This is a genomic window from Pseudomonas sp. MPB03 (genome assembly GCF_046605385.1).
Lineage (GTDB): Bacteria > Pseudomonadota > Gammaproteobacteria > Pseudomonadales > Pseudomonadaceae > Aquipseudomonas > Aquipseudomonas zanjanensis.
Genome location: NZ_CP176770.1, coordinates 1,267,702 through 1,282,238, shown reverse-complemented (window position 1 = coordinate 1,282,238; position 14,537 = coordinate 1,267,702). Strand labels below are relative to the sequence as shown.

Here is a 14,537-nt window from a genome sequence, read left to right as displayed (position 1 = left end):
CACACAGGTGTCGGGGGTTACACGCCGCCAGCGGTGAGCTTCTCCGGGTCCAGCAGGACTTCGAGTTCGCTGCGCGTCAGGTCGGTGTGTTCCAGGGCGACGTCGATGACCGGCCGGCCTTGCTGGTAAGCCTTCTTGGCGATTTCAGCGGCCTTCTGGTAACCGATGATCGGGTTCAGCGCGGTCACCAGGATCGGGTTGCGCGACAACGCTTCCTTGAGCCTGGCTTCGTTGACCTTGAACGTGGCGATGGCCTTGTCCGCCAGCAAGCGGCTGGTGCTGGACATCAGGGTGATGCTGCTCAGCAGGTTCTGGGCAATGATCGGCAGCATCACGTTCAATTCGAAATTGCCCGATTGACCGGCGATGGTGATCACCGTGTCGTTGCCGATTACCTGGGCCGCCACCATCGCGGTGGCTTCAGGAATGACCGGATTGACCTTGCCGGGCATGATCGAGGAACCCGGCTGCAAGCCCTCGAGTTCTATCTCGCCCAGGCCTGCCAGCGGCCCGGAATTCATCCAGCGCAGGTCGTTGGCGATTTTCATCAGCGACACGGCCGTGGTCTTGAGCTGCCCGGAAACCGCCACGGCGGTGTCTTGGGAGCCGATCAGGGCGAACAGGTTCTTGCCTGGGGTGAATTGCACCTGGGTCAATTGCGTCAGTTGCTGGCTGAACAACTCGGCGAAGCGCGGATGGGCATTGACCCCAGTGCCCACCGCTGTCCCCCCCTGGGCCAGGGACTGCAGGCTCGGCAGCAGGTCTTGCAAGTGGCCGATATTGGCCTTGAGTTGCTGGGCCCAACCGTCGAGCACCTGGCTCAGGCGCACCGGCATCGCGTCCATCAGGTGGGTGCGGCCGGTCTTGATGAACGGATGGACTTCTTTCGCCTTGCGCTCGATCACCTGCACCAGGTGCGACAGCGCCGGTAGCAGTTGCTCATGCAAGGCCAGCGCGGCGCTGACATGAATGCTGGTGGGAATGATGTCGTTGCTGCTCTGGCCGCAGTTGACGTGGTCGTTCGGGTTGACCGTCTCTCCCAGCAGGCCGCTGGCGAGGGTGGCGATCACTTCGTTGGCGTTCATGTTGGAACTGGTGCCGGAGCCGGTCTGGAAGATATCCACCGGGAAATGGTCCATGTAACGACCTTCGAGCAGTCCCAGGGCGGCATCGACGATAGCCTTGCCCTGGGCCGCGCTGATCTGCTCCAGCTCTACGTTGGCCCGTGCGGCCGCGGCCTTGGCCAGGATCAGGGCCCGGATGAATTGCGCCGGCATCCGCTGGCCGCTGACCGGGAAGTTTTCCACGGCACGCTGGGTCTGGGCGCCATAGAGAGCGTCCACCGGGACGTGCAACTCGCCCATGCTGTCGCGTTCGATACGGGTATTACTCATCGGGAGATCCTTGCACCAGTTCAATAAGGGGAATCGACGGCGCCAGGGCACAGGTGGCCAGCGCCCAGGCGTGACGCTGCCAACGCTTGAGGCGGCAGCGGCACAGTGATTGTCGTTCGAGGTCACGCAATGGTCGCCAGGCCTGGTCGAGGCAGAGGCTGCGCCAATGCCAGGGCAGCGCGACGTCCGAGGCGGTGTCGAGCAGCAAACGGAAGGCAGTTTCGGAAATCATCCACGGCGAGGTGGCGGTACAACACGCCAGGTAGCGGCCCTCGGCCAGGTAGTGCTCGATCAGCCGCGGCTCGTCCGGGTTCATCGCGCAACGGATCTGGCGACTCATCCAGCGCCAGCTTTCAAGGTAGGGTTGTTCGTGCAGGGCAGAACTCATGACCGGGGCTCACTCGGCTAATGAGATTCATTATTAGATGATAATAAGAAGCAACACAACCACGAACGACACAAAAAACAATGTGGCGAGGGAGCTTGCTCCCACTCGGTTGCGTAGCGACCGCAAGATCTTGGGGCCTGCTGCGCAGTCCAGCGGGAGCAAGCTCCCTCGCCACAAAAGCGCTCTCGCCACAGGATCTTCGGGCACAAAAAAGGCGCGTCACCCCTGTGGATGACGCGCCTTTTTTACACGGTGAGGCGTTAGCTCCCCGCCACCATCATCCGCTCGATCAGCACCGAGCCGGTGCGAATGTTGCTGCGCAATTCCAGGTCGTTGCCCACGGCCACGATCTGTTTGAACATGTCGCGCATGTTGCCGGCGATGGTGACTTCCTGGACCGGGAACTGGATCTCGCCGTTCTCGACCCAGAAACCCGCCGCGCCACGGGAATAATCCCCGGTGACCATGTTCAGGCCGTGGCCCATCAGTTCCGTCACCAGCAGGCCCCGGCCCATGCGGCGCAGCAAGGCAGCCTGGTCTTCTTCGCCATGGGTCACGAACAGGTTATGCACGCCACCGGCATTGGCGGTGCTCGGCATGCCGAGCTTACGGCCCGAATAGGTGCCGAGGATATAGGACACCAGCTCGCCGTTTTCCACGAACGGCTTGGCATAGGTGGCCAGGCCATCGCCATCGAACGCCGAGCTGCCCATGGCCTGCATCAGGTGCGGACGCTCGTCGATGGTCATCCATTCCGGGAACAGCTTCTGGCCCAGCGCGCCCTCGAGGAACGACGACTTGCGGTACAAGTTGCCGCCGGACACCGCCGACAGGAAGCTGCCGAACAGGCCACCGGCCAACTCGGCCGAAAACAGCACCGGCACTTCGCAGGTCGGCACCGGCCGCGCGCCCAGGCGGCTGGCCGCCCGTTGCGCGGCTTTGCGGCCGATGCTCACCGGGTCCGCCAGCAAGGTGCCCTGGCGGCTCACGTCGTACCAGTAGTCGCGCTGCATCTGGCCGTCGGCTTCGGCGATCATCACGCAACTGAGGCTGTGGCGGGTCGATGCATAACCGCCGATGAAACCGTGGCTGTTGCCGTAGACCCGGCAGCCCTGGTGGGTATTGAGCGTCGTGCCGTCGGCGTTCTTGATCCGGCTGTCGGTCTCGAACGCCGCCGCTTCGCAACGCAGTGCCTGCTCGATGGCCTGCTCTGGGGTGATGTCCCAGGCATGGAACAGGTCGAAATCCTTCAGTTCCTTGCACATCAGCGCAGCATCGGCCAGGCCCGAAGCTTCGTCTTCGGAGGTGTGCTGGGCAATCGCCAGCGCGGCGGCGACGGTTTCGCGGATGGCGTCCGGGCCGCTGGCCGAGGTGCTGGCCGAGCCCTTGCGCTGGCCCACGTACAAGGTGATGCCAAACCCCTGGTCGCGATTGAACTCGACGGTTTCCACCTCGCGCTGGCGTACCGACGTCGACAGGCCCTGCTCCAGGGACACCGCCACTTCGCACGCACTGGCACCCTGGCGCTTGGCCTCGGCGAGGATCTGCTCGACCTGTTCCTGCAGTGCCGGCAATGCTTGCGGGCCGACGCTTTGAACTGCACTCATGGTGTTCTCCACTCAAATTCTGTTTTCGGTGATGGCCATCGAGCGACCGGGCCGGACAAGCGGCCCCCGACTGGTTATCATGGCGGCGTTTCTTTGCGGACTGCCACCATGGTTGATTCTTACGACGACTCCCTCTACGAGGGTGAAAAAAGCAAATCCCAGGTCAAACGCGAGCTGCATGCTCTGGTTGACCTCGGCGAGCGCCTGACAACACTCAAGCCTGACTTGCTGGCCAAACTGCCTTTGACCGACGCCTTGCGCCGGGCCCTGGCCGATGCGCCCAAGCACACCGCGAATATCGCGCGTAAACGGCACCTGCAATTCATCGGCAAACTGATGCGCGACCAGGACACTGACGCCATCCTGGTGCTGCTCGATCAACTCGATGCCTCCACCCGGCAGTACAACGAACGCTTCCACAACCTGGAACGCTGGCGCGATCGCTTGATCGCAGGCGACGACGGCACCCTGGAAAAGTTCGTCATCGACTACCCGGAGGCCGATCGCCAGCAATTGCGCTCCCTGATCCGTCAGGCCCAGCACGAACTGGCGCAGAACAAGCCACCGGCCTCGAGCCGTAAAATCTTCAAGTACATCCGTGAGCTGGACGAGACTCAACGCGGCCTGCGTTGAGTTTCACCCGCTTCACGCCCCTCCACGGGGTGACTGTTACCGTGGCGAGGGAGCTTGCTCCCGCTCGGTTGCGTAGCAACCGCATTTGGGCTACTGCGTAGCCCAGCGGGAGCAAGCTCCCTCGCCACGGGGCACGTGAATATGTTCATGCGCCCGTGCCACCCACGGTTATCGCATCGATCTTCAGGGTCGGCTGGCCGACGCCCACCGGCACCGATTGCCCGTCCTTGCCGCACGTACCCACCCCGCTGTCCAGCGACAGGTCGTTACCCACCATCGACACCTTGCTCATCGCCTCCGGCCCGTTGCCGATCAGGGTCGCGCCCTTGACCGGTGCGGTGATCTTGCCGTCTTCGATCAGGTAGGCCTCGCTGGTGGAGAACACGAATTTGCCGCTGGTGATGTCCACTTGGCCACCGCCGAGGTTGGCGCAATAAATGCCTTTTTTCACCGAGGCGATGATCTCCGCCGGATCGCTCTGGCCACCCAGCATGTAGGTGTTGGTCATGCGCGGCATCGGCAGGTGTGCATAAGACTCACGGCGACCGTTGCCGGTGCGGGCCACACCCATCAATCGGGCGTTGAGCTTGTCCTGCATGTAGCCCTTGAGCACACCGTTTTCGATCAGCGTGGTGCATTCGGTCGGCGTGCCTTCATCGTCGACGCTCAGGGAGCCACGACGCCCGGCCAGGGTGCCGTCATCGACAATGGTGCAGAGTTTCGAGGCGACCATTTCCCCCATGCGCCCACTGTAGGCCGAGCTGCCCTTGCGGTTGAAGTCGCCTTCCAGGCCGTGGCCCACCGCTTCGTGCAGCAGCACGCCGGACCAGCCGGAGCCGAGCACCACGGGTAATGTACCGGCCGGGGCCGGGATGGCTTCGAGGTTGACCAACGCCTGGCGCAGTGCTTCGCGGGCATAGCCCATGGCGCGGTCTTCACTGAGGAAATAACGGTAGTCGGTGCGCCCGCCGCCGCCATGGCCGCCGCGCTCGCGACGGCCGTTCTGCTCGACGATCACGCTGACGTTGAAACGCACCAATGGCCGCACGTCCGCCGCCAGGCCACCGTCGGTGGAGGCCACCAGGATCCGTTCCCAGACCCCGGCCATGCTGACCGACACTTGCTGGATGCGTGGGTCGAGGGCGCGGGTGGCGACGTCGATGCGCTTGAGCAGCTCGACTTTTTCGGCGCGGCTCATGACTTCCAGCGGGTTGTCCGGGGCATAGAGCTGCGCCACGTCCTGGCTGCTGAATGCCTGGACCGTGCCGTTCTGCCCGGCCCGGGAGATCGAGCGGGCCGCACGGGCCGCTGCGCCGAGGGCTTCGAGGGTGATGGCGTTGCTGTAGGCAAAACCGGTTTTTTCGCCGGACTGGGCACGCACGCCCACGCCCTGGTCGAGGTTGAAACTGCCTTCCTTGACGATGCCGTCTTCCAGCGACCAGGACTCGGAGATCTGGCCTTGGAAATACAGGTCGGCGGCATCGATACCCGGGCCGGCCAGGTCGCCCAGCACGCCTTGCAGGCTTTCGAGGGTCACGCCGCCGGGGGCTAAAAGGTGTTCACTGACTGAGGACAACAACCCGCTCATATGTTTTACGCCTTGAATTCGTCGTCTTGGACAGGTCGCTGTCGAGCGCCCTGCGAGAAAAAGCGCCGATGGCTGGCCACCGGCATGCGCGCCCTGATGGACGCCTGTTCGCTGCTGTCGCGCTCGGCCACCAGCACGGCCTCGCCTTGATCCTGTTGCGCCAGCACGCGGCCCCACGGGTCGACAATCGCCGCATGGCCAAAGGTTTCCCGAGGCCCCGGATGCACGCCACCCTGGGCGGCCGCCAGCACGTAGCACTGGGTCTCGATGGCCCGGGCGCGGATCAGCACGTCCCAATGGGCCGCGCCGGTCACCGCGGTAAACGCCGACGGCGCCGTGATCAGCTCGGCCCCGGCAGCGCGTAGTTCGCTGTAGAGCTCCGGGAACCGCAAGTCATAGCAGACCGTCAGGCCCACCCGGCCGACGGGGGTATCGGCCACCACCACGTTGGCCCCATAAGCATAGTCATCCGATTCCCGATAGCGCCCGCGATTGTCCGCCACGTCCACATCGAACAGGTGCAGCTTGTCATAACGCGCGACGATCTGGCCCTGGTCATCGACCAGCAACGAACAGGCATGGGACCGGCCCTCGGGCTGGTCCTTGGGTGGCAACGGCAGCGTGCCGGCCACAATCCATAACCTGAGGTCACGGGCGGCCTGTTTCAACCAGGGCAGGATCGGTCCCTGACCAAAGGCTTCGGCACGCCCGATGTCGGCCACGTCCCGCCGCCCCATCGCCGCGAAATTCTCCGGCAGCACCGCCAGCCTCGCACCGCCAGCGGCAGCCTGCTCCAGCAGCACCCGGGCACGGGCCAGGTTGGCGAGCACATCGCTTTGGCTGACCATTTGAATCACGGCGACTGGCATGGTACTTCCCTCATTTTTTGCATCACTGCCCCTGTGGGAGCGAGCTTGCTCGCGATTGCGGTGTATCAGTCACATTTCCTTTGCTGACCCACCGCTATCGCGAGCAAGCTCGCTCCCACAGGGGTTATCTCATCGTCTGTCAGAACGGCTTGTCGAAGGTGATCTTCGGCTCTTTCCACGGCCCCTTGACGTCGTATCTTACGCTGGCAAAGCGCGCCACGCGGTCACCGATCAGCTTGTCGATCAGAAACAGCGCCCCACCCACCGCCGGCGCGCCAACGATCAGCGCGGCAATCGGCAGGTTGTTGGTCACCGGAAGCGTGACCAACAGCTTGGCGTCGACCCGGTCGGCCACCATGTCCAGCGTGCCGTTGAGTTCCAGGTTGCTCGACGGCCCGGTCAGGGTAATGGGCTCTCGGGTCACGTACACCCCGTCGCTCGCCACCAGCAGCCCCTTGACCCGGTCGTAGCTCAAGCCCTTGCCGAACAGGTCGGAGAAGTCCAGGCGCAAGCGTCGGCCGATGGAGTTGAAGTTCAGCAGGCCAAACACCCGCAACGCCCGGGCGCTGCCTTCGACTTCGACGAACTGGCCCTTGCTCAACGATGCGTCGAGGCTGCCGGAAAAGCGCTTGGTGGCGACCCAGGCTGGCGAGCCTGGCCAACGGCCATCGACATCCAGGCGGAACGCCTGGCTGGTCACGCTTGGCGCAAACCCCCAGCCCTTGAGCACATCGCCCAGGTTCTTGCCGCTGATCCGGCCCTTGTACCAACTGCTGGTGGAACCGGGCGCGCCTTCCCAGCCACCACTGCCGTTCAACACCATGCCCTTGAGGCCCATGTCCAGGTTGTTCAGCGCGATGCCCTTGGCGGTCGGTCGCACTTTCAACGACCACGCGCCGATCAGATCGGGGCCCTGGAACAGTTGGTCGATGGCGATATCCATGGCCGGGATCTTGCCGGGATCGACCGACGCCAGCGGGTCCGGCGCATTTTCATCCGCCTGGACCGTCGGGTCTGTGGCCGGCAGGCGAACGTAATCAAGCTTGATACCAATCGGTGCGGCCTTGGCGTCCGGCAGGTTGACGTTGCCCTTGGCCTGCTGGCTGGCGAGCTGCAAGGCCCAGGCGTCCGGCTTGCGGTCCAGTTGCACCGAGGCTTGGTCGAGGGTGGTGCCCATGGCCGTGAGTTTGCCGACGGTCAGGTCGACACTGCTGAGCAGTTGCTTGGCACTGCCGCCTGGATCGTGGCCAGCGTACTTGTTCACCAGGTCCTGCCAGGGGCTGACGTCCAGTTCCGACAACGTGCCACGCAGCCGCAGCCCCTTGGCGCCCGGCAACACCGCATCGCCGGCGCCCAGCAACAATTCGCCGCGACCGTCAGCGACTTTCCCGCCTGGCGCGGCGTACGTGAAGCTGGCGAGGTCGCCATAGTCGGCCCAATAACGCCGCTCCGGCCCTTGCAGGGTCATGCGAAACACCGTGTCGCGCCCGACGTCGGCGGCCATGCCGAAGGGGGCCGGCAGGTCGACGGCCACGCCCTTGAGGCTGGAACTGACCGACAACTGGCTGTCGGCGCCGTCGAGGATCACTTGTAACTGGTAGGGCACGACGCCGGAGACCGGCAGCGGTTGGGTGACATTCAGCCAACTGGTGAGTTTCTTGACCTCCACTTGCCCAGACGCGGTGACCCGCGTATTGAGCGCACCAGCACGGCCCTCGGCGAAAATCTGCGCGGTCACGGGCCGGTCGAATGCCCGGGCACTGATGCCCTTGCCGCTCAGGCCCTTGTGGCTGTCGAAGCGGAAATCACCCTTGAGCTGGGTCAGCTCCAACGCCGGTTCGCTGAGTTTGAGCCGGGCCTTGTCGGTGGCGAAATCCACCTGGATCTTCGGCTGCTCGCCTTTGACCAGCGGGATATCGAGCTTCACGCTGCCGTTCAGGTCGCCCTCGCCTTCCCAGCCGGCGAACGTCTCGGCCGTGCCGATGGGCGCGGTCTGGAGAATTTTCAGGCCGTCGCCCAGCCCGCCGGCGAACCCGCCGTCCAGCAGCAGATGGGAACTCTGCCCGGTCGGTACGTGGGGAATGTTCACCGAAATATCCTTGACCTGGGTATCGAGCAATTGCCCCTGGCTGGCGAAGATGCGCACGCCGCTGTCTTCGACGAAGACATCGCCGCTGACCTTGCTCACCGAAGGCCAGCCCGGCTGGAACGCCAGCTCGGCGTCATGCACCTTGAAAAACAGACTGATGCTGCGGTCCGCGTCCCCGGCACCTTTGTTCAACGAGCCTTGGTACTGGAAAAAACCCTCGTCCACCGCGCCCTTGACGATGGCCGTGCGCAACCACTCATCCAGCGCCGGGCTGAGCACCGCCGGCAGGTACTTGGCGGTGTAGCGCCCATCGCCGTCCACCAGGCCGACCCGCAGGTCCATGTAGTCCTCCTGGCTATGGTCGAAATGCAGGCGGATCAGGAAATCGCCGGCAATCCGGCCCTCCTCGCCCAGCACTTTCAGGTACGGCGCGATCAGGGTGAAGCCTTGCTTGTCGAGCTTCCAGGTCAGCCGGGCGTTGGCTTGCAGGTACTGCCAGGGCTTGGCGAAGATCGGGTCCAGGTGCAGGGAAAAGTCCTTGCTGTCCATGCGCAGCTCGCCGCCGCCCAGGTCGCCGCTCAGGCTCCCGGAGACGTTGCGCGCCGCCGGGGCGCCGCGATAGGCATTGAAACCGACAGTGTCCAGGTTGGTGGCGAAGCTGATTTTCTGGTCGCCGGTGTTCTGCGGCCGATAGTCCAACAGCACGTTGCGCAGGGCGCCGGTCACCTTGAGCCGGTCAATCGTCGTGGCCAGGCCTTCGGGCAAAGGCGCCAGGGCGTTGAGCAACGGCGTGAGCGGAGTCAGGTCCAGGCGATCGGCCTGCAGGTGCCAACGCTCCTCGGCCTGCTCGGTGGCAGCGCTTTGTTGCAGTTGCAGGTGCGATTCCCAGCGGGTTTCGCCCAGGTTCATCGCCAGGGAGTCGAAGGTCGCGGTGAACCCTTGGCTGCCGCGCTGGAAGTACGCGTTGAGGGCCAGGTTGTGGACCTGCACCGGCTTGCGCTCGCCATAGGCGCCGTCGAGCTGCGGCGCGTTCAGGCGCATGGCCGCGCTTTGCACCGTGCCCTCGCCCCAACTGAGCCAGAATTCGCCGCCGGCCTGGATCCGGGAAAAATTCCATTGCTGGGTCAGGCGCTTCGGCAGCCATTTGGACCAGTCGCTTTGCGGCAGGCTCAAGTAGGCGTCGGCCTGGCCATTCTTCCAGTCGCTGGCGCGCAGGCGAGTGCGCAGGTTGATCGCCACCGGCTGGCCGTCGGGCAGGGTCAGGCGTGCGTCCAGGCGCTGGCGGGTGGCGCCGGTGCGCAGGCTCAAGCCGACGTAGGTCAGGGTCAGCGGGGGTTGCTCGACGGGTTGCAAGGTCACCTGGCTATCGAGCACCGAGAGCCTTGAAACCATTTGCATGCGTTCGAGCAATTGCTGCGGATCGAGGGGCTGATCGTCCTTCACCGGCAGGCCTTCCAGGGCCCACTTGCCGTCGGCGCCTTCCTTGAGGCTGATCTTCAGGCCGCTGACTTCCAGGTGGGCGATGCGCACCTGCCGCGCCAACAAGCTGTCCCACAGGTCGGGCACGGCCCGCACCTGATCCAGGTGCAAGGCGTTGGGGCCCTCGCCAACCACCACGTCGCGCGCCGCCACGATCGGCGCCAGGGCGTCCCAACTGCCGTCGAGACTGCCGATGTGCACGGGCATGCCCAGGGCCGCGCCGGCGCGGGTCTCGACCTCGGCGCGGTATTCGGCCACCAGCGGGACCAGCTCGCGACCGAGGCTGACGTACAACGCCAGCAGCACCAGCAGCAGCGCGCAAAGCCCCAAGCCCCAACGAGTCAGCGTCGCGATCAAGCGTGTCAGACGCTCCATGTCAGTGGGCTCCCCTGGCAAAGACAATCAAATCCGCGGGCCCGCCGCTTCCCAAGCTCTTCAGAGCAACACCACGTCGTATTGTTCCTGGGAGTACATGGTTTCGACCTGGAAGCGAATCGTGCGTCCGATAAACGCTTCCAGCTCCGCGACATTGCCTGACTCCTCATCGAGCAGACGGTCCACCACTTTCTGGTTCGCCAACACTCTATAACCGGTCGCCTGGTAGGCGCGCGCCTCCCGGAGGATTTCCCTGAAGATTTCGTAACACACGGTTTCCGGGGTCTTCAGCTTGCCGCGCCCCTGGCAACTGCTGCACGGCTCGCACAGCACCTGCTCGAGGCTTTCGCGGGTACGCTTGCGGGTCATCTGCACCAGGCCCAGCTCGGTGATGCCGATGATGTTGGTCTTGGCGTGATCGCGTTCGAGTTGTTTTTCCAGGGTCCGCAGTACCTGGCGCTGATGCTCTTCATCTTCCATGTCGATGAAGTCGATGATGATGATCCCCCCCAGGTTGCGCAGGCGCAGTTGCCGGGCGATGGCCGTGGCGGCTTCCAGGTTGGTCTTGAAGATGGTTTCTTCCAGGTTGCGGTGGCCGACGAACGCCCCGGTGTTGACGTCGATGGTGCTCATGGCTTCGGCCGGATCGACCACCAGGTACCCGCCGGACTTGAGCGGCACCTTGCGCTCCAGGGCCTTCTGGATTTCGTCCTCGACGCCGTACAGATCGAAAATCGGCCGCTCGCCAGGGTAATGCTCGAGACGGTCGGCGATCTCCGGCATCAGTTCGGCGACGAACTGGGTGGTTTTCTGGAAGGTTTCCCGGGAATCGATGCGGATCTTCTCGATCTTGGGGCTGACCAGGTCACGCAAGGTCCGCAGCGCCAGGCCCAGGTCTTCGTAGATCACGCTGGGGGTGGCGATGGTCTTGATCTGCGCGGCGATCTGGTCCCAGAGCCTTCGCAGGTAGCGAATGTCCATGAGGATCTCATCGGCCCCGGCCCCTTCGGCGGCGGTGCGCAGGATGAAGCCACCGGTTTCCTTGATGCCCTCTTTTTCCACGCAGTCGCTGACCACCTGCTTGAGGCGCTCGCGCTCGGCTTCGTCTTCGATCTTCAGGGAAATGCCCACATGGGCAGTACGCGGCATGTACACCAGGTAGCGCGACGGGATCGACAGTTGCGTGGTCAGGCGCGCGCCCTTGGAGCCAATGGGATCCTTGGTGACCTGCACCACCAGGCTCTGGCCTTCATGCACCAGCGCGCTGATGCTCTCCACGGCCGGCCCTTCGCGCATGGAGATTTCCGAGGCGTGGATAAATGCCGCGCGGTCCAGGCCGATGTCGACGAAGGCCGCCTGCATGCCCGGCAGCACCCGCACGACCTTGCCCTTGTAGATGTTGCCGACGATGCCACGCTTTTGCGTGCGCTCGACGTGAACCTCTTGCAACACGCCGTTTTCAACCACCGCCACGCGCGATTCCATCGGCGTGATGTTGATCAGGATCTCTTCACTCATGGCAGGGTCTCGTTCAGGCATGTTCACGATAATGGCCGCATCAAGTCGGACGGCGCTCAGCGCACGCTCAAGGTTTGCCAACAGGGTATGCCGAAATGGCCCAGCAGTTCTGCGGTTTCGCACAGCGGCAGGCCGACCACGGCCGAATAACTGCCTTCCAGCCCGGCGACGAACACCGCGCCCAGCCCTTGGATACCATAGCTGCCCGCCTTGTCCCGGGGTTCGCCGCTGGCCCAATAGGCCAGCGCTTGCTGTTCGGTGATGGGTCGGAAACGCACCCGGCTGCGCACCACCCGGGACTCGCAGCGCGAGCCGTCCAGCACGGCAATGGCAGTCAGCACCTCATGCTCGCGACCGGACAGGCCCAGCAGCATGGACAAGGCGTCGGCCTGGTCCATGGGCTTGCCGAGAATCCGCCCCTCCAGCACCACGGCGGTGTCCGCACCGAGCACGCAGCCGTCCACACCGGGTTGCAGCGCACGTAGCCCAGCCTCGGCCTTGCCGCGCGCCAGGCGCTCGACATAGGCCGATGGGGTTTCGTGGTCCAGGGGAGTTTCGTCGATGTCCGCACCGATGGCGGTAAAGGGCACGCCAATCTGCGTGAGCAGCTCACGCCGACGCGGCGAGCCTGAGGCGAGGTAAAGCGGCTTCATCAAGACATCTCCCTAACGCGACCGGCTTTTGTGGCGAGGGGATTTATCCCCGTTGGGCTGCGCAGCAGTCCTAAAGCAGTGAACTCAATCTTCCTGGCACACCTAGTTGCCTGGCTTGGGGCTGCTACGCAGCCCAGCGGGGATAAATCCCCTCGCCACAGGGATGTAAGTCATCAAAAAAAGTGTCGATATCCTGCGCGAATCAGTTGATTTTGAAACGCAGGCGCAGGCCACGCAAACCGAAGCTGACCCATGGCCAGAGCAAGGCGCTGACCAGGGCTGGCAAGACCAGCGCCAAGGTCGGCTGACGATTGCCGGTCAGTGCGCTGAGCCACAGCTGCACCAGTTGTGCCAGACCGAAAATCACCAGAATCACCAGGCATTGCTGCCACATGGGGAACATCCGCAGGCGTTGTTGCAGCGACAGCACCAGGAACGTGATCAGCGTCAGGATCAATGCGTTCTGCCCCAGCAACGTGCCGTAGAGCACGTCCTCGGCCAGGCCCAGGCACCAGGCGGTGACCATGCCGACCTTGTGGGGCAAGGCCAGCGCCCAGAAGGCCAGCAACAAGGCCAGCCACAGGGGACGCAGGATTTCCATGAATTGCGGCAGCGGCGAAACGCTGAGCAACAGGCCGATGGCGAAGGTCAGCCAGACCATCCAGCCGTTACCGGATTGGGTACTGCTCATTCTTCTCGTGCTCCCCTGGTCGCCGGTGAAGCGGCGGGTGTCGAGGCCGGTGGTCGAGCCGCAGGCCTGGCAGGCTGGGACGCCGGTGCGTGGGTGGCCGGCCTGGCGGGTGCCGCGGCAGGCGTGGCGGGTGCGGTCGACGGAGTGGTGGCCGGTGCGCTCGTAGCGGGTGTTGCCGCTTGAGGCTTGGGCACCGTGGCCGGCGCAGCGGGTGCAGGCACGGGCGCAGCCGGCGTAACCGACTCGCCGCCCTGCCGGTCCTGGGCTTCCTGGGCCACGGCGGCGTCGTTGGCGCGCTCTTCGGGCGTACGGTTGTCGCTGAAGACCAGCAGCAGATAGCGGCTGCGATTCAATGCTGCCGTCGGCACCGCGCGGACGATCGCGAACGGCTGGCCGGAGTCATGGATGACTTCCTTGACCGTCGCCACCGGGTACCCGGCCGGGAAACGCTGGCCGAGGCCGGAGCTGACCAGCAGGTCGCCTTCCTTGATGTCGGCGGTGTCGGCTACGTGCCGCAGTTCCAGGCGTTCCGGGTTGCCGGTACCACTGGCAATCGCCCGCAGGCCGTTGCGGTTGACCTGTACTGGGATGCTGTGGGTAGTGTCGGTCAGCAGCAGCACCCGCGAGGTGTAGGGCATCAACTCCACCACCTGGCCCATCAGGCCCCGGGCATCGAGCACCGGCTGGCCGAGGACCACGCCGTCGCGCTCGCCTTTATTGATCAGGATGCGGTGGGTGAACGGATTGGGGTCCATGCCGATCAACTCGGCCACTTCGACCTTTTCGTTGACCAGCGCGGACGAGTTGAGCAACTCGCGCAGCCGCACGTTCTGCTCGGTGAGGGCCGCCAGCTTCTGCATGCGCCCCTGCAACAGCAGGTTTTCGGTCTTGAGTTTTTCGTTTTCGGCGACCAGTTCGGTCCGGCTGCCAAACTGGCTGGCGACACCTTGCCACAAGCGCTGCGGCAGGTCGGTGATCCAATAGGATTCCATCAACACCAGCGACATCTGGCTGCGTACAGGCTTGAGCAGCGTGAAGCGGGCATCGACCACCATCAGCGCGACCGATAGCACGGTCAGTACCAGCAGGCGCACGCCCAATGAGGGGCCTTTGGCGAAAAGCGGTTTAATAGGCCGCTCCTCCCAGGCAAATGTTTTCTTTATTCATACGGCATCAAACCGGCCTGGATACGAATGACAGAAGATAAACGCCAACGGGCAGCACTGCAAAGTGCTGCCCGGGCGCAAACAACA

Annotated in this window: 11 protein-coding genes; 1 reads left to right on the top strand and 10 read right to left on the bottom strand. The window is 64.2% G+C overall.

The genetic code is table 11. The features are described from left to right. Positions 1–17 precede the first annotated feature (17 nt). The 3 genes from ACLH0I_RS05405 to pmbA form a co-directional block, all read right to left on the bottom strand. Entirely contained in the window at positions 18–1,394 is a 1,377-nt protein-coding gene (locus tag ACLH0I_RS05405; protein ID WP_411386499.1) for a class II fumarate hydratase, read from the bottom strand. Beyond that, positions 1,387–1,782: a FagA protein gene (locus ACLH0I_RS05400; RefSeq protein WP_411386498.1), complete on the bottom strand. Its 396-nt coding sequence runs from the start codon at positions 1,780–1,782 to the stop codon at positions 1,387–1,389. The genes ACLH0I_RS05405 and ACLH0I_RS05400 overlap by 8 nt, the downstream gene beginning before the upstream one ends. 260 nt (positions 1,783–2,042) lie before the next feature. Next, positions 2,043–3,389 carry a metalloprotease PmbA gene (gene pmbA / locus ACLH0I_RS05395; protein WP_207963246.1) on the bottom strand — a complete coding sequence of 449 codons (1,347 nt, stop codon included), beginning with the start codon at positions 3,387–3,389 and terminating at the stop codon, positions 2,043–2,045. 108 nt (positions 3,390–3,497) lie between these two features. Between pmbA and yjgA the strand changes: the two genes are divergently transcribed. Next, positions 3,498–4,022, top strand: coding sequence for a ribosome biogenesis factor YjgA (gene yjgA, locus ACLH0I_RS05390; RefSeq protein ID WP_014336624.1), 525 nt, complete (start codon positions 3,498–3,500; stop codon positions 4,020–4,022). 145 nt (positions 4,023–4,167) lie between these two features. Here yjgA and tldD read toward each other — a convergent pair whose 3' ends face one another. From tldD to mreC, 7 genes are all read right to left on the bottom strand, one after another. After that, on the bottom strand, positions 4,168–5,610 hold the full coding sequence (gene tldD / locus ACLH0I_RS05385; protein WP_186710681.1) for a metalloprotease TldD: 1,443 nt from the start codon (positions 5,608–5,610) through the stop codon (positions 4,168–4,170). A 5-nt stretch (positions 5,611–5,615) separates the two neighbouring features. Beyond that, positions 5,616–6,479 (bottom strand): carbon-nitrogen hydrolase family protein, encoded by an 864-nt coding sequence (locus tag ACLH0I_RS05380; RefSeq protein ID WP_411386497.1) that lies wholly within the window; start codon positions 6,477–6,479, stop codon positions 5,616–5,618. 139 nt (positions 6,480–6,618) lie between these two features. Beyond that, the gene (locus ACLH0I_RS05375) at positions 6,619–10,422 is read right to left on the bottom strand and encodes a YhdP family protein (RefSeq protein WP_411386496.1); all 3,804 of its coding nucleotides are present in this window, start codon (positions 10,420–10,422) and stop codon (positions 6,619–6,621) included. Positions 10,423–10,482: 60 nt separating this feature from the next. Beyond that, on the bottom strand, positions 10,483–11,940 hold the full coding sequence (rng, locus tag ACLH0I_RS05370) for a ribonuclease G (protein WP_053118461.1): 1,458 nt from the start codon (positions 11,938–11,940) through the stop codon (positions 10,483–10,485). A 56-nt stretch (positions 11,941–11,996) separates the two neighbouring features. After that, on the bottom strand, positions 11,997–12,593 hold the full coding sequence (locus tag ACLH0I_RS05365) for a Maf family protein (protein WP_250965722.1): 597 nt from the start codon (positions 12,591–12,593) through the stop codon (positions 11,997–11,999). 202 nt (positions 12,594–12,795) lie between these two features. Beyond that, a complete protein-coding gene (gene mreD / locus ACLH0I_RS05360; protein WP_003197820.1) occupies positions 12,796–13,284 on the bottom strand; it encodes a rod shape-determining protein MreD in 489 nt (162 codons plus the stop codon). Next, positions 13,281–14,384, bottom strand: a complete 1,104-nt coding sequence (gene mreC / locus ACLH0I_RS05355) for a rod shape-determining protein MreC (protein WP_250965721.1) — start codon at positions 14,382–14,384, stop codon at positions 13,281–13,283. Before mreC ends, mreD begins: the two co-directional genes overlap by 4 nt. Between the last annotated feature and the right edge of the window lie 153 nt (positions 14,385–14,537).

Bases quoted from the DNA above. Each gene is read 5' to 3' on its own strand.
- ACLH0I_RS05405 (WP_411386499.1), bottom strand. From the start codon at position 1,394: ATGAGTAATACCCGTATCGAACGCGACAGCATGGGCGAGTTGCACGTC.
- ACLH0I_RS05400 (WP_411386498.1), bottom strand. From the start codon at position 1,782: ATGAGTTCTGCCCTGCACGAACAACCCTACCTTGAAAGCTGGCGCTGG.
- pmbA (WP_207963246.1), bottom strand. From the start codon at position 3,389: ATGAGTGCAGTTCAAAGCGTCGGCCCGCAAGCATTGCCGGCACTGCAG.
- yjgA (WP_014336624.1), top strand. From the start codon at position 3,498: ATGGTTGATTCTTACGACGACTCCCTCTACGAGGGTGAAAAAAGCAAA.
- tldD (WP_186710681.1), bottom strand. From the start codon at position 5,610: ATGAGCGGGTTGTTGTCCTCAGTCAGTGAACACCTTTTAGCCCCCGGC.
- ACLH0I_RS05380 (WP_411386497.1), bottom strand. From the start codon at position 6,479: ATGCCAGTCGCCGTGATTCAAATGGTCAGCCAAAGCGATGTGCTCGCC.
- ACLH0I_RS05375 (WP_411386496.1), bottom strand. From the start codon at position 10,422: ATGGAGCGTCTGACACGCTTGATCGCGACGCTGACTCGTTGGGGCTTG.
- rng (WP_053118461.1), bottom strand. From the start codon at position 11,940: ATGAGTGAAGAGATCCTGATCAACATCACGCCGATGGAATCGCGCGTG.
- ACLH0I_RS05365 (WP_250965722.1), bottom strand. From the start codon at position 12,593: ATGAAGCCGCTTTACCTCGCCTCAGGCTCGCCGCGTCGGCGTGAGCTG.
- mreD (WP_003197820.1), bottom strand. From the start codon at position 13,284: ATGAGCAGTACCCAATCCGGTAACGGCTGGATGGTCTGGCTGACCTTC.